17 protein-coding genes are annotated in these 20,477 nt (G+C 65.9%); 12 read left to right on the top strand and 5 right to left on the bottom strand.

Annotated elements, in window-relative coordinates; all coding sequences use genetic code 11:
• The first annotated feature begins 66 nt into the window (after positions 1-66).
• Entirely contained in the window at positions 67-1,758 is a 1,692-nt protein-coding gene (locus IEX43_RS15480) for a sialidase family protein (protein ID WP_188812371.1), read from the top strand.
• Between the two features lie 52 nt (positions 1,759-1,810).
• Here IEX43_RS15480 and IEX43_RS15475 read toward each other — a convergent pair whose 3' ends face one another.
• Positions 1,811-2,710, bottom strand: a complete 900-nt coding sequence (locus IEX43_RS15475) for a DUF4862 family protein (RefSeq protein WP_188812369.1) — start codon at positions 2,708-2,710, stop codon at positions 1,811-1,813.
• Positions 2,711-2,829: 119 nt separating this feature from the next.
• On the opposite strand from IEX43_RS15475, the gene IEX43_RS15470 reads away from it, so the two are divergent.
• The 8 genes from IEX43_RS15470 to IEX43_RS15435 all read left to right on the top strand — a co-directional run bounded on the left by IEX43_RS15470 (position 2,830) and on the right by IEX43_RS15435 (position 12,376).
• Entirely contained in the window at positions 2,830-4,455 is a 1,626-nt protein-coding gene (locus IEX43_RS15470; RefSeq protein WP_188812367.1) for an ABC transporter substrate-binding protein, read from the top strand.
• Between the two features lie 112 nt (positions 4,456-4,567).
• Positions 4,568-5,524, top strand: a complete 957-nt coding sequence (locus tag IEX43_RS15465; protein WP_174175051.1) for an ABC transporter permease — start codon at positions 4,568-4,570, stop codon at positions 5,522-5,524.
• A 3-nt stretch (positions 5,525-5,527) separates the two neighbouring features.
• Positions 5,528-7,654, top strand: a complete 2,127-nt coding sequence (locus IEX43_RS15460; RefSeq protein ID WP_188812365.1) for a dipeptide/oligopeptide/nickel ABC transporter permease/ATP-binding protein — start codon at positions 5,528-5,530, stop codon at positions 7,652-7,654.
• Entirely contained in the window at positions 7,651-8,457 is an 807-nt protein-coding gene (locus IEX43_RS15455; protein WP_188812363.1) for an ATP-binding cassette domain-containing protein, read from the top strand. The genes IEX43_RS15460 and IEX43_RS15455 overlap by 4 nt, the downstream gene beginning before the upstream one ends.
• Positions 8,458-8,492: 35 nt before the next feature.
• The gene (locus IEX43_RS15450; RefSeq protein WP_188812361.1) at positions 8,493-9,410 is read left to right on the top strand and encodes a dihydrodipicolinate synthase family protein; all 918 of its coding nucleotides are present in this window, start codon (positions 8,493-8,495) and stop codon (positions 9,408-9,410) included.
• Between the two features lie 24 nt (positions 9,411-9,434).
• Positions 9,435-10,424: an ROK family protein gene (locus tag IEX43_RS15445; protein WP_188812359.1), complete on the top strand. Its 990-nt coding sequence runs from the start codon at positions 9,435-9,437 to the stop codon at positions 10,422-10,424.
• A gap of 27 nt (positions 10,425-10,451) precedes the next feature.
• Entirely contained in the window at positions 10,452-11,135 is a 684-nt protein-coding gene (locus IEX43_RS15440; protein WP_188812357.1) for an N-acetylmannosamine-6-phosphate 2-epimerase, read from the top strand.
• Positions 11,132-12,376: an N-acetylglucosamine-6-phosphate deacetylase gene (locus tag IEX43_RS15435; protein WP_188812355.1), complete on the top strand. Its 1,245-nt coding sequence runs from the start codon at positions 11,132-11,134 to the stop codon at positions 12,374-12,376. Before IEX43_RS15440 ends, IEX43_RS15435 begins: the two co-directional genes overlap by 4 nt.
• A 32-nt stretch (positions 12,377-12,408) precedes the next feature.
• On the opposite strand, the gene IEX43_RS15430 is transcribed toward IEX43_RS15435, so the two are convergent.
• The 3 genes from IEX43_RS15430 to IEX43_RS15420 form a co-directional block, all read right to left on the bottom strand.
• Complete coding sequence (locus tag IEX43_RS15430; RefSeq protein ID WP_188812353.1) at positions 12,409-13,176, bottom strand: glucosamine-6-phosphate deaminase; 768 nt, start codon at positions 13,174-13,176, stop codon at positions 12,409-12,411.
• A 92-nt stretch (positions 13,177-13,268) separates the two neighbouring features.
• Positions 13,269-14,000, bottom strand: a complete 732-nt coding sequence (locus IEX43_RS15425; RefSeq protein WP_188812351.1) for a FadR/GntR family transcriptional regulator — start codon at positions 13,998-14,000, stop codon at positions 13,269-13,271.
• Positions 14,001-14,107: 107 nt separating this feature from the next.
• On the bottom strand, positions 14,108-14,863 hold the full coding sequence (locus IEX43_RS15420) for a ZIP family metal transporter (protein WP_188812349.1): 756 nt from the start codon (positions 14,861-14,863) through the stop codon (positions 14,108-14,110).
• Between the two features lie 211 nt (positions 14,864-15,074).
• On the opposite strand from IEX43_RS15420, the gene IEX43_RS15415 reads away from it, so the two are divergent.
• Positions 15,075-15,551, top strand: a complete 477-nt coding sequence (locus tag IEX43_RS15415) for a sensor histidine kinase (RefSeq protein WP_188812347.1) — start codon at positions 15,075-15,077, stop codon at positions 15,549-15,551.
• 46 nt (positions 15,552-15,597) lie between these two features.
• Here IEX43_RS15415 and IEX43_RS15410 read toward each other — a convergent pair whose 3' ends face one another.
• Positions 15,598-16,209 (bottom strand): NADPH-dependent FMN reductase, encoded by a 612-nt coding sequence (locus IEX43_RS15410; RefSeq protein ID WP_188812345.1) that lies wholly within the window; start codon positions 16,207-16,209, stop codon positions 15,598-15,600.
• Positions 16,210-16,515: 306 nt separating this feature from the next.
• On the opposite strand from IEX43_RS15410, the gene IEX43_RS15405 reads away from it, so the two are divergent.
• Entirely contained in the window at positions 16,516-19,194 is a 2,679-nt protein-coding gene (locus IEX43_RS15405; protein ID WP_188812343.1) for an exo-rhamnogalacturonan lyase family protein, read from the top strand.
• Positions 19,195-19,495: 301 nt separating this feature from the next.
• Complete coding sequence (locus tag IEX43_RS15400; protein WP_188812341.1) at positions 19,496-20,422, top strand: SRPBCC family protein; 927 nt, start codon at positions 19,496-19,498, stop codon at positions 20,420-20,422.
• Positions 20,423-20,477: the final 55 nt, after the last annotated feature.

Genomic DNA, 20,477 nt, shown 5'->3' with positions numbered 1-20,477 from the left:
TATTCCTTCTACATACGACGTCCTACCACCGTATAGTGGTCGGCTTCACATTGCTAGACTTGAGAGGTGACGTCCTACATCCATTCCCCTCCTGCCAAGCTTTCCCTCGCCGCCCCGGCGGTGGAGCACGTCCTCGCCGCCCGCGGGACCGGCGGCTACCGGCAGTACCGCATCCCAGCCCTTGCCGTTACCGCGCACGGGACTGTGCTGGCGGCCTTCGACGGCAGGCCGAACCTTGATGACCTGCCCAATCCCATTGACCTGCTGATCCGCCGCAGCACGGACAGTGGCCGCACATGGGACAGCCAGGCGGTGGTCCGCACCGGGACAGGCCTGGAGGGCTTCGGGGATCCGAGCCTGCTGGTGGACATGGATACGCAGCGCATCTTTCTTTTCCATGCGGCCGGCACCCGTGCTGGGTTCTTCGAAGCCACCACCGGAGAGGACCCGGACGATGAATACGTCCAGCACTGCGATCTGAGCTTCTCCGACGACGATGGCCTGACGTGGCAGCACCGCAGGATCACAGGCCAACTGAAGAGGAGCGCGGACTGCCCGGTGACAGGGATCTTTGCTGCCGCTGGCCAGGGCATCCAGGTCCATTCAGGACCTTTTAAGGGCAGGCTGGTGCAGCAGTTCGTTGTCCTTTGCGAGGGCACCATCATGGCCGCCTCCGCGTACAGCGACAACCACGGAAACTCCTGGACCCTCGGCCGGCTTATTGGCGAGAATACGCACGGCTTTAGCCCCAACGAAAACAAGGTGGTTGCACTGGCGGACGGCCGTCTCCTGCTCCACAGCCGCGGCACGCCGCACCGCCTCGCGGCAACATCGGACGACGGCGGTGCCACCTGGAGTGCGTTGAGTCCCGTTGAGGAGCTTCCAGATCCGAGCGACAACGGTTCCCTTGCCCGTTTCGACGGCCTGCCTAGTGTGGCCGGCCTGGCGGACCGCAGCACCGATGCGTGGCTGCTGGCCACCAACAACCACGACACAGCCCTGCGGCGAAACACTGTACTCAGCCTCTCAGTGGACAACGGCCGCACCTGGACGGCGAAACTGGCCCTGTGCCCGGGAAGCTCCGCGTATTCCACGGCAGCCCGGCTCCCGGACGGCAATATTGGCGTCCTGTATGAGCGGCAGGGTTACCGGGAAATAGTTTTCGCCTCCGTGCCGCCGGAGCAGCTCACGCAACACCTTGCTGACACTCCGAAGGCTGCCTCCGGGGACGGCCCGGGCCTGGAATTCGATATGGAACTGCGCTCCATCACCCCCGGACGCCCTGCCATCTGGCTTAACGCGGGGGAATTCCATGTCATGCCGCCCAATCCAGACGGCTGGAACGCCCATATCTGGAAGGAGATTGGTCAGGGCTACACCGAAGAATCAGCACAAATCATCGGCACCCGGGAGGCGCAGGACCTGAACTACGGCCACATCACGCCCGGCTACAAGGCCGGTGACATCCTGGCTTTCACCGGCAGGGCACGCAATGGCGGCACTCTCCCGGTGACCGAGGTGCGGCTGGACGGCCCGGGCGCCAAAGCGTTCCCCTGCGAGGATCTTCTGCCCGGGGCCGAAGCGCTCTACTTTACCCCTACACACACCGTGACCGAAGACGAGGTCAAGCGAGGGTCGGTAGAAGTGGCGTACTCGGTTGAGGGAGTCGTGGGCGGTTCCCGCCACTGGACGTCCCGGACCTTTCATTTCGATACTGCAACAGGGGAAATCGGCGTGGAGCACCGTCCCTGGACTTGACCGGCTTACGGCCGGATGGCCGCCGGGCTCCCCTTCCGTCGGCCACTCCCGGTCAGGACCGCGTTTCGATCAGATCGCACATCTGCTGCAGGCGCCCCACCCGGTCCCGCACCGACAGGCCATGCTCTGACAGCCCGATCTTGAAGCCCGTCATGGCCACCGGACCCGCCGCGGCCAGGCAGCGCTGGACCTCGGCGCGGTTAAGCAGGGAGCTCGGCGGGGCACCATCGACCTCAACAGCGGGGAGGTGGGCATCAATCCACGGGTAACCGAACTCTGTCGCCTCCGGGGAGCACCCGGAAAACATAACCCCCGCGAGGACCCCTGCTTCCCGGGCCTGCAGCAGATGCTCAACCGCGGTGCCTGTGTCCCCTGATTCAATAACCGACCGCGCCCAATTGACCACGATGCCCACCTGACCCCACCCCTCGGCCCGGAGGGAAGCGACGGTGTTGACCTCCTCATCGAACGGCAGGAACCCTTTCTCAGGCAGGCTGCCCCACCGCAGGGCATCGCAGTGCTCCACGAGCACACGCGTACTGCCCCACTCCCAGTCGAGTACTTCCTTGAGGGACTCCTCAAACAAGCGCGCCGAGGAATACAGGGTTGGGGCAGAATGCAGCTCCACCGCCTCCACCCTGCGCCCCTGGCCTGCAAGGCGGGAGGCATAGTCCCGCAACCCTGAAACGAACTCCAGCGCCGCCCGCCGCCCGTCGCCGTCCCTGGAGGCCAGGCCAAAAGTGGAAGCTTCGCCCAAGCGCTTCATGGTGCCGGGAATTGCAGTTACCACGGCCGTCCAATCCTCCGGAGCACCCGCTGGCCACGGACTCCCGCCGTATGGGCCGTAGGGCAGTTCCAGTCCCCGGATTGAAGGAATGGCGCCCAAGGCTTTAAAGAACTGCTGCTGCTGTTCTTTCGGCTGCGCAGGATAGGCGCCAACGATGAGGGACATTTGGACTCCGTTTGTGAAGGGACCGCCGCACTTGACGACGCACTGTGATCGGACTTACAGTTTTACCACGAGCTCGGACGTCCTACATCCGATAAACCTTCTGGAATCGCGAGGCCTTCATGAACATCTCCTCCAAGAACCTGCCGCTGGTCAATGACGCCAGCCGCCGGAACTTCCTCAAGCTGACCGGCGCCATGGGCGTCGCTGCGGCTTTCACCGCCTCGGTCGCTGCGTGCGGCAGCCCGGCAGCCACCACCACCAGCGGAGGCTCCGCGAACGCCGCCCCTATCAACAAGGACCTGATGATTGAGGCGGGCATCTCCTATGCCCTCTCCACCGGTTTCGATCCCCTGAGCTCCTCCGGCGCCACTCCCATGGCCGCCAACCTGCACATCTTCGAAGGCCTTGTGGAACTGCATCCGGCCACCCGCGAGCCTTACAACGCCCTGGCGGCCGCGGACCCCAAGAAGGTCAACGACACCACCTACCAGGTGACCATCCGCGACGGCGCCAAGTTCCACGACGGGTCGCCCGTCACCACCGAGGATGTCGCCTTCTCCTTCACCCGGGTCATGGACCCGGCCAACAAGTCCCTCTTCTCGCAGTTCATCCCGTTCATCCAGGACGTCAAGCCTGTTGATGCCAAGACGGTCGAGTTCACCCTCAAGTACGCCTTCCCCGGCTTCGGCCCCCGCATCTCCGTGGTCAAGGTTGTCCCCAAGGCCTTGGCCACGGACCTCAAAGCCTTCGACGCCGCCCCCGTGGGCACCGGCCCCTACAAGCTGGTCTCTGCCGTCAAGGACGACAAGATCGTGTTCGAGGCATTCGCCGACTACAACGGCCCCAAGCCCGCACTGGCCAAGGGCATGACCTGGCTCCTGCTCTCGGATGCCGCAGCCCGTGTCACCGCTGTCCAATCCGGCCGCGTCCAGGCCATCGAGGACGTCCCGTACCTGGACGTCGACGGGCTCAAGTCCAAGGTTAAGGTTGAATCCGTCCAGTCCTTCGGCCTGATGTTCCTCATGTTCAACTGCAACAAGGCCCCGTTCAACAACAAGCTCGTCCGCCAGGCCCTGCACTACGGCCTGGACAAGGACGCCATCATCCAAAAGGCCCTGTTCGGCAACGCCAAAGCGGCCAGCTCCTACTTCCAGGAAGGCCACCCGGACTACGTCAAGGCCAGCAACGTCTACGGCTACGATGCCGGCAAAGCCGAAGAGCTGCTGAAGGAAGCCGGTGTCACCAGCCTGGAGTTCGAACTGCTCACCACGGACACCGCATGGGTAAAGGATGTCGCCCCGCTGATCCTTGAATCCTGGAACAAGATCCCCGGGGTTAAGGCCTCCGTCAAGAGCCTCCAGTCCGGCGCCTTGTACACGGACCGTGTTGGAACCGGCGACTATTCAGTTGTGGCAGCGCCCGGAGACCCGTCCGTTTTTGGCAATGACGCAGACCTCCTCCTGAGCTGGTTCTACTCAGGAGCCACCTGGATGGACAAGCGGGCCTACTGGACCACCCCTGAGCGCGCCCGGCTGCAGGAACTCATGGACGAAGGCTCCCAGGCCGCCGGGGACGACGCGAAGAAGATCACCGGCGACATCGTTAACCTTGTCTCCGACGAACTTCCGCTCTACCCGATCTTCCACCGCCAACTGCCCAGCGCGTGGGATGACAAGAGGCTCAACGGCTTCCAGCCCCTGCCCACCACCGGCATGTCGTTCATCGACGTCGGACGCACCTCGTAGGCAGCCCCCTGGCGTTGCGAGGCCTGCACTGCGTCCCTGATTCCCCCGGGAGCACGCAGGGCAGGCCTCGCAACTTTTTGAACTGCAGCACCCAAACACACCGGAGAATAAATTGGTCACGATATTGCGTCTGCTAGGCCGCAGACTCGCAGCATTGCCATTGATGATCCTGGGCATCACCCTGCTGGTCTTCCTCGTCCTGCAGGCCGCCCCCGGCGATCAGGCAAGCTCGGCACTGGGCGAAGGCGCCAGCGAAGAAGCAAAGCAGCAGTACCGCCAGGAGAACGGGCTGAACGATCCGTTGGTCGTCCAATACTTCGCTTTCCTCGCCAAGCTGCTGCAGTTCGACCTCGGAGTCACCACGCCGCCCGCCAAGTCCGTGGCGTCCATGATCGGCTCGGCGTTCCCGCTCACGCTCCAGCTGACATTCCTGGGCGTCATCATCGCGGTGGTCCTGTCCCTGGTGTTCGGAATCCTCGGGGCCCTCTACCGTGACAAGTGGCCGGACCAGCTGGTCCGGGTCTTCTCCATCGCCGCAATCGCCACCCCATCGTTCTGGCTGGGTATCCTGCTCATCCAATGGTTCGCCCTCGGCTCCAGCCCCCTGTTCCCCTCGGGCGGAATTGCGACGCCGGAATCAGGTTTTGGCGGATGGCTGAACTCCATGGCGCTCCCGGCGCTCGCCCTCGGCATCCCGGTCTCAGCTTCACTGATCCGTGTGGTCCGAACCTCAATGGTGGAGGAACTTGATCGGGACTACGTCCGCACAGCCATCGGCAACGGTGTCCCCTACCGTGAGGTTGTCTCCAGGAACGTCCTTCGCAATGCACTGGTGACACCGGTGACCGTGCTGGGACTGCGGGTTGGCTACCTGCTGGGCGGCGCCGTCGTGATTGAAATGATCTTCGCCCTGCCCGGCATGGGCCAGCTCATCCTGAACGGCATCACCAACCTGGACGTCAACCTCGTCCAGGGCGTGGTGCTCACCATCTCCGTCACCTTCGTTCTGGTGAACATCGTGGTGGACCTCCTCTACCTGCTCATCAACCCCCGAATCAGGACGGTATAGCCCATGCGCAGCAAACTCGCTGAACGGCTGAGCGCCCCGGGCCTCCGGTTCAAGGCCCTGCCCTGGGGCTCCCGCATCGCTCTCCTTTTCCTCATCATGATCGTCCTGGCCGCCGTCTTCGCACCGGTGCTCGCCCCGCACGATCCGCTCGAAACCTTCATCCCGGCCACGCCCCCGGGCGCCGAGCACTTCTTCGGCACCGACCGGCTGGGACGGGACATCTTCTCGCGCCTGCTGTTCGGCGCACAGTCCTCGCTGCTGATCGGCCTCGGCGCCGTAGCCCTGGCCATCCTGGTGGGCGCGCTGCTGGGTTCCTTCGCAGCGACGTCCAGCAAGGCAGTGAACGAACTGATCATGCGCCTGATGGACATCCTGATGGCCTTCCCCGGCATCGCCCTGGCCGCGGTGCTGCTGGCCGCGTTCGGCAATTCGGTTCCCACCATCATCATCGCCATCGCCATCATCTACACCCCGCAGCTGGCCCGCGTGGTCCGCGCCAACGTGCTCTCCCAGTACGGCGAGGACTATGTCCGCGCCGAGCGTGTGATCGGTGCCGGCCGGTTCTACATCCTCCTCAAGCACATCGTCCGCAACACCGCTGCCCCGGTACTGGTGTTCGCCACGGTCATGGTTGCCGATGCCATCATCCTCGAAGCGTCGCTCTCCTTCCTGGGCGCCGGCGTGCAGGACCCCGCGCCATCATGGGGCAACGTGATCTCCTACGGCCGCAACCTGGTGCTCTCCGGAGGATGGTGGGCCACAACCTTCGCCGGTGCCACCATCCTGCTCACGGTGCTGTCGCTGAACATCCTCGCAGAGGGCCTTACCGACGCCATGGTGAACCCGAGGCTGCGCAAGGCGGCGGCCGTAAAGGACGACGACGGATCAGCTGCCGCTATTGGCGCCGCCGTGGCGGTGGACACGGAAGTTGGCACCTCCGTGGCCCAGTCCTCCGTGGTGGAACAGCACGAGCTCGACGGCGTCCAGGCGGCTCCCGGCGGCGTCCTCACCGAGGAGGACTACAACCAGGCAGCCGTCCTGTCCGATCCGAAGCTGGCCGCGCTGAACCCGCACCTCCTGCTGGATAAGGAACTGGAACTGCTGGCCACCATCGAAGCCAAGCGCACCGACAGGCTCCCCCAAGTGGAACCTGGCGCCCGCAACGTACTGGAAGTGAACAACCTGTCTATCCGCTTCCCCGGGCGTTTTGGTCAGACAGCCATCGTGGACAACGTCTCCTTCACCGTCCGCGAAGGCGAGACCATGGGCCTGGTGGGCGAGTCCGGCTGCGGCAAATCCATCACCTCCCTGGCGGTTATGGGGCTTCTGCCCAAGACTGCAGAGGTCACCGGGTCCATCAAATTCGACGGCAAGGAACTCCTGGATCCGGCCACGAAGCACAGCAGCATCAAGGCCTACGAAGGCCTCCGTGGTGAACAGATCGCCATGGTCTACCAGGACGCCCTGAGCTCCCTCAACCCGTCCATGAAGATCAAGGACCAGATGGAGCAGCTGACCAGGCGGGGCGGACGCAAGGCCCCCGCTGAGCTGCTGGAGATGGTCAAGCTCGATCCGGTACGGACCCTGGCCAGCTACCCGCACGAGCTGTCCGGCGGGCAGCGCCAGCGCGTGCTGATCGCCATGGCACTGTCGCGCTCCCCCAAGATCGTGGTGGCCGATGAGCCCACCACCGCACTGGATGTGACCGTCCAGAAACAGGTGGTCGACCTGCTCAACGAGCTCCGCGAGCAGCTCGGATTCGCCATGGTCTTCGTCAGCCACGACCTCGCCCTGGTGGCGTCCCTGGCGCACCGGATCACCGTGATGTACGCCGGCCAGGTGGTGGAATCCGCCCAGGCCTCCGAGCTTCTGCGCAATCCCAAACATGAGTACACCCGCGGCCTGCTCGGCGCTGTCCTTTCCATTGAGGCCGACGCCGTCCGCCTGCACCAGATTCCCGGCACCGTTCCCTCACCACGCGACTTCGCGCCGGGCGACCGATTCGCGCCGCGTTCCCTGCGGTCCGACGCCGATCCCGACCAGAAGCTGGTCCTGACCCCGGTTGGAGCCGCGGGCGGCGGCGATGCCGACCACTACTGGGCAAGCCACCTGAAGGAGGATGCGAAATGAGTGAATCAACCGGCAAGCCGGTCATCGAACTCAAGGACGTCAAGGTCTACCACCAGGCGCGGGGCGGCAAACTCTTCCGGCCCAACATCGTCAAGGCGGTGGACGGCGTGGATTTCACCATCAGCCGCGGCGAAACCGTGGGCATCGTGGGTGAGTCCGGCTGCGGCAAATCCACGCTCGCGTCGGTACTCGTGGGGCTCCAGCCCCCGACGTCGGGCCAGGTCCTGTTCCACGGCAAACCAGCCATCAAGCGGAATGCCGCCATGCGCAAGGCATTCGGCCGCTCAGTGTCCGTAGTCTTCCAGGATCCGGCCACTGCCTTGAACCCGCGCATGACCGTCCAGGACATCCTTACCGACCCACTACAAATCCACGGGATTGGCACCGCCGCGTCCCGCGCAGCGACGGTCAAGGAGCTCTTGTCCCTGGTGGGCCTGCCCCAGTCCGCCTCGGAGGTCACGCCGTCACAGGTTTCCGGCGGCCAGCGCCAACGTGTGGCAATCGCCCGTGCACTGGCCCTGGACCCGGACATCATCGTCGCGGACGAGCCGACGTCCGCACTGGACGTTTCCGTCCGCGCCCAGGTGCTGAACCTGCTCTCGGACCTGAAGACACAGCTGAACTTGGGGATGGTGTTCATCTCCCACGACATCCAGACCGTCAGGTACGTCTCGGACCGCATCTGCGTGATGTACTTCGGCAAAATCGTCGAGCAAGGCAGCGCGGCCCAGGTCTTCGACAACCCCACCAACGATTACACCAAGAAGCTGCTGGGCGCCGCCCCCAGCCTGCTCCACATTTAGTTTCCCTCACCATTTCCAACCATCGGAGTATTCACGTGTCCACTCAGTACCAGGGCGTCATCCCGCCCGTCGTCACCCCCCGCCACGCAGACGGCAGCCTCGATACCGCCTCGCTGAAGAACGTCACCCAGCACCTGCTCGACGGCGGCGTATCCGGACTCTTCGTCCTTGGTTCTTCAGGGGAAGTCCCCTACATGACCAACGCCGAGCGCGAGCAGGTGGTCAGCACCATTGCCGATGCCAATGCGGGCGCCGTACCGCTGATTGTCGGCGCCAATGAGCAGACCACCAACCGCGTCATTGAAGAAGCAAAGAAGGTCATTGACCTCGGCGCCGACGCCATCGTGGTCACCTCCATGTACTACGCGATCGGCAACGCAGCGGAAACCGAAACCCACTTCCGCAGCATCCATGCCGCCATCGACAAGCCGATCTTCGCCTATGACGTCCCCGTCCGCACGCACTACAAGCTCCCCACCGACCTCCTGGTCCGGCTGGGCCGCGACGGCGTAATTGCGGGCGTGAAGGACTCTTCCGGCGACGACGTCTCCTTCCGCCAGCTGCTCCTGGCAGCCAAGGACGTCCCCGACTTCGACATCTTCACCGGCCACGAAGTGGTTGTTGACGGTGCGCTCCTGGGCGGCGCGCAGGGCGTTGTGCCCGGCCTGGGCAACGTTGACCCCGCAGGCTACCGCCGCCTGTTCGACGCCGCACAAGCCGGCGACTGGGCCGGCGCGGCCCGCGAGCAGGACCGCCTCGCAGACCTTTTCGAGATCGTCTACACCCCCAACGGCCGCGTATCCGGCGGCGCAGCGGGCCTCGGCGCCTTCAAGACCGCGCTGAAGGTCATGGGAATTATCGAATCCAACACCATGAGCGCGCCGATGCTGTCCCTCAACGAGGACGAGACCACCGCCATTAAGGTGATCCTGGAACGAAACGGCCTCGTGTAGTCCGCGCTCACTTTCAGGAAGAACATGATGTACGCGATCGGTGTTGACCTCGGCGGGACCAAGACTGCTGCCGGCCTGGTTTCAGGGGACGGGGCCGTCTTGTTTTCGGCGACGGTGCCCACACTCAACCGTGACGGCGGGGCAACGGTCCTTGATGCCACCGCGGCACTGGTCTCTTCCCTGACGGCGCGGGCAGAAGCAGAAGGCCTGGACGTTGCCGGGGTTGGAGTCGGCTCGGCCGGGGTCATCGACGCGGCACAGGGACTGGTGATTTCGTCAACCGATGCCATCCTCGGCTGGGCCGGGACGGCACTCACCACAGGCCTTGCAACCCGCCTCGGCCTGCCGTCGTCGTCAATCCGGGCAGTCAACGACGTCCACGCACATGCCTTGGGCGAGGCCTGGGCAGGAGCCGCCGCCGGAAGCGAGAGCTCCCTCCTGGTGGCCTTCGGCACCGGGGTGGGGGGCAGCTTCGTGCTTGCCGGGCACCCGATCCTGGGGCACCGCTTCGTGGGCGGACACGTGGGGCACTTCGCCTCACCCTACGCATACGACGGCGGCATTCCGGTCCCCTGTGTCTGCGGCGGTTCGGGCCATGTCGAGGCCATAGCCTCGGGTCCCGCGATCCGTGAGGCCTACGTCCGGCTGGGCGGCGCCCGCAGCGTGGCGGACGCCCGCGCTGTCTTTGTCCTTGCCGGCGCGGGTGACGCCACAGCATGTGAGGCCGTCCGCCGTGGCTCCGCCGCGGCCGGGCAGGCAGTAGGCGGCCTGGCGAACATCCTGGACCCCGAGGTCGTGGTTGTTTCCGGCGGGCTCTCAGATGCGGGTGCCGCGTGGTGGGGCCCCATGGAATGCGCCCTGCGTGCCGAGCTCCTGCCCACGCTGTCCGGCCTCCCGGTGCTGCCCGCTAAACTCGGCAACACGGCAGCCATGGTGGGCGCCGCCCGCCTCGTCCTCGCCCCGGCCTCCCAACCGGCGCTGACCTCCCAACCCGCCCGCATCCCACAGCTTTAGGCCCCGACCTTCCAGAGGAACCTGCCAGTGATCCTGACCCCCCAATCCCTTGAAGCCCTCCGCGGGCAGCTGGTTGTATCCTGCCAGGCATATCCGGGTGAGCCCATGCGGGATCCCCGCACCACCGGCCAGGTAGCTGCCTCCGCCGTTATTGGGGGCGCCGCCGCCGTCCGGGTCCAGGGCCTGGCAGATGTGCAGCACACGCGTGCCGCGGTAGAGGTCCCGGTGATCGGGCTCTGGAAGGACGGCCATGACGGCGTCTTCATCACTCCCACCCTTCGGCACGCCCTGGCGGTGGCCAATGCGGGCGCCCACGTGGTGGCCATCGACGGCACCCGCCGGAGCCGGCCGGACGGCCTCACCCTGGCGCAGACAGTGGCCGGCATCCACGCTGAATCCCATGCCTTGGTGATGGCGGACTGTGGATCCTTCGACGACGCCGCGGCAGCCGTCGAAGCCGGAGCAGACCTTGTGGGCACCACACTGTCCGGCTACACGGGCGAGCGTCCCAAAACCTCCGGCCCCGACCTGGACCTCCTTCGGGACATCGCGGCAGCGGACTTCGGGGTGCCACTCATCGCCGAGGGCCGCATCCATACGCCGGCCCAGGCACGGCAGGCCCTGGACGCCGGCGCGTTCGCCGTCGTGGTCGGAACAGCGATAACGCACCCGGCCACCATCACCGGCTGGTTCGCCGGGGCCCTGAAATGACGCCGCCAGCCACCCCGCTGGAACCAGGCAACTACCTGCTCACCGGCACCGTTGTTACCGATGGCTATTCCGCGCCGAATTCTGCGGTCGCCGTCGTTGACGGCTTCCTTGCCTACGTGGGGCCCCTAGCGGATCTTGACCGCTCCGTCCTGCCCGAACTTGAACCGCTCGAACTTCCGGACGGAAGCATGATCCTGCCAGGCCTCGTGGACCTGCACTGCCATGGCGCAGCCGGGGGCGACTTCCCAAGCGGCAACCTGGCCGCGGCCCGCACTGCCATAGACTTCATCCACCGCAGCGGCACCACTACCCTGCTGGCCAGCCTGGTAACAGCTTCGCGCGAGGACCTCCTGAAAGGCACGATGGCCCTGCGGCTGCTGGCGGACGAGGGACTCATCGCCGGCATCCATGCCGAGGGCCCGTTCCTGTCCCACGCCCGCTGCGGCGCGCAGGACCCGCGGTTCCTCCTGGACCCCGACCTCAGCCTGGTGGACGAGCTGTTGAAGGCCGCCGGCGGCCACCTGCGGACCATGACCTACGCCCCGGAACTGGCCGGAGCGGATGCCCTGGTCCGAAAGCTTGCGGAGCAGGGCGTGGTTCCGTCGCTGGGCCACACAGATGCTGACGCACGGACTACGGCAGCTTCCCTCACCGAGTCCGCCGAATTGCTCGCTGCCTCCGGGCCGGGGTCGGGATCCCGTCCCACAGTGACGCACCTTTTCAATGGCATGCCGCCGCTGCACCACCGCAGCCCCGGTCCTGTCGCCGCTTGCCTGCGGCTGGCCGGGGCCGGCAAAGTTGCCGTAGAACTCATCGCCGACGGCGCCCACCTGGATCCCGATACCGTTCGGATGGTTTTCGAACTGGTGGGCGCGGACAATGTTGCTCTCGTGACCGATTCCATGGCGGCCACGGGCCTGCCTGACGGTGACTACCGCCTGGGGCCCGCTTCCGTCTCCGTCAGGAATTCCGAGGCGCGGCTTAGCGGCGATGGATCCCTTGCCGGCGGCACGGCGACCCTCCTTGACGTTGTCCGGCGGACCATCGAAGCGGGCGTGGATCCGGCCGCCTCAGTTAAGTCAGCTACGGCCGTTCCGGCGGCCATCATCGGCCGGGCAGGGGAACTCGGGAGTCTCCGCGCAGCCCGCCGCGCCGACGTCGTTGCTGTGGACCGGGACTTCCAGCGCGTCCTGGTCCTGCGGGCCGGCCGCCTTCTGCGCCGCCCCGAAGCCCGGCTCTGAACCTGCCGCTTCCGGCTCCTTGCACATCGGCCCTACAAGGCCGCGGCTGCACCGCCCACGCGAACGGCTACCTGTCCACTCCCTGGGGGAAGCTGTGCAGCAGCGGCTTCGTCAGCCACCACCGTCACGTGAGGGTGCAGCTGAAGGACGGATGCCGGGCAGTCCGGCGTCACAGGTCCGTTGAGGGCGTCAGCCAGGATGCCTGCCTTGTCCGCGCCGTTGACCACCAGCAGGAGATGCCGGGCTTCAAGGATGGTGCCCAGTCCTTGGGTGATACAGCGGAGAGGCACGTCCGACGGCGACGTGAAGTAGCGGGCGTTGGCCTGCCGGGTGCGTTCAGTGAGCATTTCAACCCGGGTCCGGGAGTCCAGTGCCGAGCCCGGTTCATTGAAGGCCAGGTGGCCGTTGTGGCCGATCCCGAGGATCTGTACGTCAATGCCGCCGGCGCCGGCGATGGCAGCCTCATAGTCAGCTGCCGCCCGTTCCGGGTCCGCGGCGCTCCCGTCCGGAACTGCAACGTTGGCGGGGCCAAGGTGCAGCCTTTCAGTCACTTCCCGCCGGACAACCTCCGCGTAGCTTTCCGGATGGCCTGCCGGCAGACCCACATATTCGTCCAGGGCGAACGCCCGGATCAGCGTCATATCAAGCCGGTGCCCTGCCAGCGCCTTATAGATGGGCAGGGGTGAGCCTCCCGTTGCCACGCCCAGGACGGTGCTCGGCTTACTGCGGATGACGGCCGCAAGGATCCCGGCTGCAACGGAGCCAGTGGCTGGGGCGGTGGGCACGACGAAAATTTCCACGGCAAAGCACTCTCTACGAAAAAAACGGCATGGGTGGGTCCGCCCGGAGCGCGGGCGGTGAGGGAAGTCCGGACAGGGAAAGGCGGACGTCCTCAGGAGGCCGCGACGTCCTTGAGCTTCAGGCGGATGCCGTCGAAGTGGCGCTGGAGGCGCTCTGAGGCCAGCGCCTTGTCTCGTCCGTCGACGGCCTCATAGATGTCCCAGTGGATCTGGACCTGTTCCTCGAGGTTGACCGGCCCGGAGCCCAGAGCCTCGTGGATTTGGCGGTACACCTGCCAGAACACGTCCATCAGGTTGATGAGCAGTTCGTTGTTCAGGGGGGCGTAGAGACGGCGGTGAAACTCGGCATCGTGCTCCGCGAGGGGTTCACCCTTTGCGGCGGCATCCTGCATCGCTTGCATGGTGGACCGGAGGTCCGCAAGATGGTCGGCCGTCAGAAGGTCGATGGCTGAACCGATGAGGCCGGATTCGAGTGCCTGCCGCACATCAATGAGCTCCATTGCTTCTTCGCCCTTGTGCCTGAGCGAGAGCCTGCCACGGAAGGTCAGTCCGGACACCAGGGCGCTGAAGTTGTTGGGGGCAACGAACATGCCGAACCCGTGCCTGATTTCTATGACGCCGAGCGCCTGCAGCACCTTGAGAGACTCCCGGACCGTGTTCCGGCCCACACCCAGTTCAGCGGAGAGTTCGCTCTCGGTGGGAAGTGCGTCTCCAACATCGAGGCCACGCTCCAGGATGAGCTCCATAATGCGCGTTTGAAGTGCCTGGGAACGGATTTGCGCGCTAAACCTTGCCGAGGATACCGCTGCGGGTGCTACTGTCACGTCATCTCCTCTGACCGCACTCTGTTGGCGGCCTTCCTCTAGTGACAAGTGTACAGGAGATGGGACGTCCTTTCTCCTTCCGCGGTGACACTAATTTCGCCGTCGCGCTATCCCCCGAGGTGATGGATGGTGAAGGCGGCCAGAAACCCGACGGAGGCCGTCAAGCCCGTGAGGTTGTGGTGCTCCTCGAAGGCCTCCGGAATCATGGTGTCCGCCAGCATGGCCAGGATTCCTCCGGCCGCGATGGCGGTTATGAAGGCCACCACGCTGCCCGGAGCATTCTCCAGCACCACGTACCCGATCAGCGAGGCCACCCCGCAGAGCAGCGCGATGCCGCCCCACAAACCAAAAACATAGCGGGCACTCCTGCCGGCTTTCTTCATGCCGGCGGTTCCGGAGAGACCCTCGGGGACGTTGGAGATGAAGACGGCGGCCATCATCGCCGGACTGACGGCCCCACCGGCCAGCAGTCCCACGCCAAGGACCACGGACTCCGGCACGCCGTCCAGCAGCGCGCCCACGGCAATGGCACTGCCGCTGCCCGGGCTGTCGGATTCAGAAGGCTGCTGGTTGCCGGAACGTTTGCGGTGCTTGGCACCGGCCCGGGACAGCATCATGTTGGCAGTGACGTACACCACCGCGCCAGCCAGGAACCCGGCCACGGTGGGCCACAGGCCGCCGCCCTCCACGGCCTCCCCCACCAGCTCGAAAGCCAGGGCGGAGATCAGCACACCTGCGCCGAAGGACATGATCGAGGAAACCAGCTTGCTCGGCAGGTTCCAGCGCCATGACATTGCCGCGCCGAGGACCAGGGCAGCTCCTGCCACGGTTCCCCACATTAGGGCCTGCAACCACAACGGCATATGCACCGCTTCCCGGCTCCCCAGCGGAAGCCAACCGACCTGAACCCGGGCCCCTGCCTGCCCGGAGCCGGTGAGCGCTAAACAGCCAGAGTAGTGGAACTCCGCGCGGCGCCAGGAATTGACCGGATCTTGCGGCAAACCTTGCCGTGCCCTGAAGTTGCGGGTCCACGCTGAAGTCATGGACCAACCAGCTTGTGGGGAGCAGGAGACAATGGGAAACAGAACAGCATTGGACGGGGAAGTCACCGCGGTGGACGGCGTGCTCACCGACCAGCATCCGCTCGACTTCTACGCGTTGGGCCTGGCGGGCTGCATCGACCGGCTCACGGCCCCGCTCCGCCACCGGGGAACCAGTGTCCGCTGGGACACCCCGCACTGGGGCATCGAGATACCGAAGGACTGCGCGTCCCTTCTCTACCAGTCGGCACGCGAGGCACTGACGAACGTTTACAAGCACTCCGGGGCGGCTCACCTGACCGTCCAGCTCGCCGCCGTGGACCACGGCATCCGCCTGGTAGTGGCCGACGACGGCACGGGCTTTGACAGTGAAGCCGCCACCTGCGGGCGCCACCACGGCTACGGCCTCCGGCTCATGTCAGTAGCCGTCCATGAAGCCGGCGGCATAGTGGACATCCGCTCCGCCCCCGGGCAGGGCACCAGCGTGACGGTAACCCTGCCGCTGGACTAAGGCTCGGATGCCCGCCGTTGCTGGGACGGCGGGCCTCCGGAAAACCCTAACGGGTCAGTTTGGCCGTATCGGGCTCAAGGTCGCCGATGTGGCCGGGTGCGTTAGCCGCCAGGACCCGCTGGACGAAGGCGCAGTACTCCTCCATGTAGTGGCGCAGGAACTTGGCAGTCCCCTCATTCTTGACCTCGCCGTCGTCGCCAAACACGGCGGCATCGAAGTGGATGTAAGCCTCCGGTGCGTTGAGCTGCGGCGCGTCCAGGAAGCTCAGGACGCTGCGCATGGACGACTGCATCACCGCCGTACCGATACTTCCCACGGAAGCGCCGATGATGCCGGTGGGCTTGCGGGCAAAGGAGTTGCTTCCCCAGGGCCGCGAGCCCCAGTCGATGGCGTTCTTGAGGGCCCCGGGAATGGAGCGGTTGTATTCAGGGGACACGAACAGGATGCCGTCCGACGCCTCGATGGCCTCCTTGAGGGCGCGGCCTTCCGGCGGGAAGTCGGCGTCGTAGTCGTAGCTGTACAGGGGGAGGTCCTTGATGGGGATCTCCGTGAACTCGAGGTCCTCGGGAGCAAGTTTGATCAACGCCTTGGCCAGGACCCTGTTAATGGAGCCGGTTGCCAGGCTCCCCACGAAGTAGCCGATTTTGTACGGTGCCATGAGTCTTCCTTCCAATAGCCGGTCCGCGCCGGCAGGCCATGTTTCCGGAATGCGTGCCGCCCCAGCCGGGGCGGGCGGGTGGTGCCCACTGCACCCATCAGTCCAGCACAGAAGCCAGGGCACGGCCAGAGGGTGCAGCGTGTTGAGGACCCGCCGGAGACCTTCCGAATCCCGGCCACCCCTTGCGGTCCTGCCCTGGCTCGCATATTTTGAAACGAATCAGAAACCGCTTTCCGGTGAGCTGGACCACGCCTGCTGACGGGGCCAGCTGCGCCTAGCGGACGCGAAATAACAGAATTGGATGACATGACGGACAGCACCCTCATCAGGTGGATCGACGGCCAGGCACCTTCGGAATCCAGCGGCGGGACCACGTGGGGCATGCCTTTCGCCCGCGGTTCCGTAGCGGGGGCGGAGGCCCTCTCCGTCACGGATGCCGGCGGCAGCACCGTCGCCTCCCAGGCCTGGCCCCTGGCCACCTGGCCGGACGGCTCCCTCAAATGGGTGGGCATGGCACTCCCCGCCACCAGCTCGCCGTCGGACTTTTACCGCGTGGCGTCCGACGGCGCCGCGGCACCCCGCGAAGCCAGCCAGCCGCCGTCGGGCGGTACCAGCGTCACTGTCACCGAAACCGGCACGGTCCTCACGGTGGACACCGGAACCCTGCAGATGGTGATCGAGCGCGGCGGCTCCACCCTCTTCAGGAGTCTCACGCGCGGGGGCGTCGAAGTGGCCCGGGACGCCCGCCTGGTGAGCCTCCTGCAGGACGGCCTCGCTGATGACCAGGGCGGGGACGGCGCCGGAACCTTCAGCCGGGACGCCTTCACCGGCGAGGTCACCGCCGTCGTGCTTGAACAGAGCGGACCCGTGCGGGCCGTGGTGCGGCTGGAGGGTCAGCACCGGCCGGACGTTCGGGACAGTGGAATCAGCAGGGACAGCGGCAAGGAAAGCTGGCTGCCCTTCGTGGTCAGGTTCTATTTCCACGCCAACGCCCGCAGCGTCCGCATGGTGCACTCCTTCATCTGGGACGGCGACGCGGACCGGGACTTCCTGGCCGGGCTCGGCGTGCGCTTCACGGTCCCGCTGCAGGCAGAGCTGCACAACAGGCACGTCCGGATAGCAGGGGCCGACGGCGGCTTCCTCACCGAGGCGGTCCGCGGCCTCACCGGCCTGCGCCGGGACCCCGGGGAGGACGTCCGCCTGGCCCAGGTGGACGGCCGCGCCACGCCACCCTTGGCCGGCTGGAACCCGGAGGTGTCCGAACGGCTGCACCTGATTCCGGCCTGGAACGACTACACGCTCAGCCAGCTCAGCGCCGACGGCTTTGAACTGCGCAAGCGGACTACGTCAGGCCGGGCGTGGGTGGGGATTTCCGGCGGCACCAGGTCTGCCGGCTTCTGCTCCCTGACTGACACCCATGGCGGCTTCGGCGTGGGCGTCAAGGACTTCTGGCAGTCCCACCCCGGCCAGCTGGATATCCGCGACGCCGCTGCGGACCACGCCACCCTGACGGCGTGGCTGTATTCCCCTGAAGCCCAGCCCATGGACCTGCGGTTCTACCACGACGGCCTGGGCCAGGACACGTTCGAGGAACAGCTTGAGGGCCTCGAAATCACCTATGAGGACTACGAGCCCGGCTTCGGAAACGCGCACGGCATTGCCCGCACCCATGAGTTGACCCTATTTGCCTACGACGGAACGCCGGCAACGGAGAGCCTTGCGGCCGACGCCGCAGCCGCCTCCGCCCCCGCCCTGCTGCAGGCCACCCCGGAGCACCTGCACTCCGTGGGCGTATTCGGCGATTGGGACCCGGTGGACCGCAGCACCCCCGCACGCGCCGAGCTGGAGGACCATCTGGACTTCCTCTTCGACTTCTATGCCGGCCAGGTGGAGCAGCGGCGCTGGTACGGGTTCTGGAACTACGGCGACGTGATGCACACCTATGACCACGACCGGCACGTGTGGCGGTACGACGTAGGCGGTTATGCGTGGGACAACTCCGAGCTCTCCCCCGATCTCTGGCTCTGGTACTCCTACCTGCGCTCCGGGCGGGCGGACATCTTCCGGTTTGCGGAGGCCATGACCCGGCACACCGGCGAGGTGGACGTCTACCACCTGGGCCCGTGGCGCGGCCTCGGTTCGCGGCACAACGTCCAGCACTGGGGCTGCAGCGCCAAGCAGCTCCGCATCAGCACACCCGCCTACCGCCGGTTCTACTACTACCTGACGGCGGATGAACGGACCGGGGACCTGCTGACCGAGCTGGTGGACAGCGACCAGAATTTCCTGGGACTGGACCCAGTGCGCAAGGTCCGCCCCGACGCCGACACCTACCGGCCCAACCGGGGAGCCCTGGGCGTGGGCCTGGGAACGGACTGGGGCTCGCTCGCCGCCACCTGGCTCACCGACTGGGAGCGCACCGGCAACCCCCGCTCACGCGACCGGCTCCTGGGCACCATGGCGGACATCGGCGCCTTCAAGTACGGCTTCCTCACCGGCGAGGCGCTCTACGACCTGGACAAGGGGCGGTTCGACACCGGCCGGGAGCTTCTCCAGGTGTCCCACCTGAGCGCCGTGTTCGGACTGGTGGAGATCTGCAGCGAGCTGGTGGACCTGGTTCCGGACCCGGACTTCGAGCGCGCCTGGCTGCAGTACTGCCGGCTCTTCCTGGCCACCAAGGAGGAACAGGTGGCGGCCGTGGGACAGCCACTGGAGGGCATCTACCTCACCCAGGCGCACAGCCGGCTCACCGCCTACGCGGCTGCCCGGCTTAATGATCCGGACCTGGCCGCCCGCGCCTGGACGAGCTTCGCCGAGGGCGGGGAACACCTCAACCACGAGTCGGCCTTCACGCTGCGGACGATCGAGCCGCCGCACGTGCTGCTGCCGGTGGATGAGGCACCCACCGTATCCACCAACGACGCCTCCCAGTTCGGGCTCGCCGTGATCCAGAACCTTGCGCTGATCGGCAACCACCTGCGGTAGCACTACGCACCTGTGACGGCGGTACCCGGCGGTGACTACACCAGCCAGGTGCCGCCGTCGTCCGTTCCTCCGCCCATCCCAACTGGGTAGCAGCAGATGCTGCTATGGGCCCTCAAAACAGCATCTGCTGCTACCCAGTTGGGGTGGTGGGCGGCAGCCTGGGCCAGCGCTGATTCCCCGCCGCCGGACGGGACGTGGAAGCCACGCTCTGGAATCCGGCGTGCCCAGCAGGTACATTGGTAAGCATGCTGATGATTTTTACTGAACCATCGGCTTCCGGTAACAAAGCGAAGGAGACGTTATGAGCACGAAGGTGGAAAAACGCATTCTGGTGAACGTACCGGTAAGCACGGCTTACAACCAGTGGACGCAGTTCGAGGAGTTCCCGCACTTCATGGGCGGCGTCAAGAGCGTGACCCAGCTCAGCGATGACAGGCTGGAGTGGGTGGCTGAGATCGGCGGCATCCGCCGGCAGTGGGAAGCGAAGATCCTTGAGCAGGTCCCGGACCGGAAGGTCGCCTGGGCAGCTACAGACGGCGCCACGAACGCCGGCGCGGTTGAGTTCGAGGACGTAGGTGGCGGGCAGACTTCCCTTCGGCTGACGCTGGAGTACGAGCCCGAAGGAATCATCGAAAAGGTGGGCGACAAGCTCAACGTGGTTGACCGCCAGGCCGAGGCTGACCTGCAGCGGTTCAAGGAATTCATCGAGGATGAGGGTTACGCCAGCGGCGCCTGGCGCGGCCGCGTGAGCACGGGCGCACCGGCGGGCACGCCGGGCGTGGAGGATGCTGCCGGATCCCGGGGCGATTCCGGCAAGGCAGGCGTCTCCGGCAAGGTTGCCGCGGGCCTGGGCGTTGCCGCAGTAGCCGGCGCAGCAGCGGCCATGGCAGCAGGCGGCAACAAGGAGACAACTGCGGTTGCCGACGAAACGGTAACTCCAGCGACTCCGGGAGAGCCGGTCACCGTCACACCGATTCCTACCGACACAACCACCACCGATACCACTACAGGTACGACGGCGGCAGCCGGCTCCACCGGTTCGGTCGCCGATTTGGGCGATGACAGGATCGGACACCAGTTCGACCAGACCAATGGCCTGGTGGACACGAGCGGCGAGTCGGACGAGACGGCCGAGGGCGAGAACCTGAGCGCGGCCGAGCGCGAGGGCGACGACCGCCGTCGAGATGGCGGCCTGCCGCCCATCGGCGGAAACCTCGGAACGCACTAACCGGGTCCAGCCAGAGCGCAACAAAAAGCGCCGCCCGCCTCATTGCAGAGGCGGG

Origin of the sequence: Pseudarthrobacter polychromogenes (assembly GCF_014644495.1) — a bacterium.
Classification (GTDB): Bacteria; Actinomycetota; Actinomycetes; order Actinomycetales; family Micrococcaceae; genus Arthrobacter; species Arthrobacter polychromogenes.
Note: the sequence above shows the minus strand (reverse complement) of the source record. Positions and strands in the feature narration are given on the sequence as shown.

What these genes read in the sequence shown, in the direction of transcription:
- IEX43_RS15475 (WP_188812369.1), bottom strand. Translation starts at nt 2,710, where the DNA reads ATGTCCCTCATCGTTGGCGCCTATCCTGCGCAGCCGAAAGAACAGCAG.
- IEX43_RS15470 (WP_188812367.1), top strand. Translation starts at nt 2,830, where the DNA reads ATGAACATCTCCTCCAAGAACCTGCCGCTGGTCAATGACGCCAGCCGC.
- IEX43_RS15460 (WP_188812365.1), top strand. Translation starts at nt 5,528, where the DNA reads ATGCGCAGCAAACTCGCTGAACGGCTGAGCGCCCCGGGCCTCCGGTTC.
- IEX43_RS15455 (WP_188812363.1), top strand. Translation starts at nt 7,651, where the DNA reads ATGAGTGAATCAACCGGCAAGCCGGTCATCGAACTCAAGGACGTCAAG.
- IEX43_RS15445 (WP_188812359.1), top strand. Translation starts at nt 9,435, where the DNA reads ATGATGTACGCGATCGGTGTTGACCTCGGCGGGACCAAGACTGCTGCC.
- IEX43_RS15435 (WP_188812355.1), top strand. Translation starts at nt 11,132, where the DNA reads ATGACGCCGCCAGCCACCCCGCTGGAACCAGGCAACTACCTGCTCACC.
- IEX43_RS15420 (WP_188812349.1), bottom strand. Translation starts at nt 14,863, where the DNA reads ATGCCGTTGTGGTTGCAGGCCCTAATGTGGGGAACCGTGGCAGGAGCT.
- IEX43_RS15415 (WP_188812347.1), top strand. Translation starts at nt 15,075, where the DNA reads ATGGGAAACAGAACAGCATTGGACGGGGAAGTCACCGCGGTGGACGGC.
- IEX43_RS15410 (WP_188812345.1), bottom strand. Translation starts at nt 16,209, where the DNA reads ATGGCACCGTACAAAATCGGCTACTTCGTGGGGAGCCTGGCAACCGGC.
- IEX43_RS15405 (WP_188812343.1), top strand. Translation starts at nt 16,516, where the DNA reads ATGACGGACAGCACCCTCATCAGGTGGATCGACGGCCAGGCACCTTCG.
- IEX43_RS15400 (WP_188812341.1), top strand. Translation starts at nt 19,496, where the DNA reads ATGAGCACGAAGGTGGAAAAACGCATTCTGGTGAACGTACCGGTAAGC.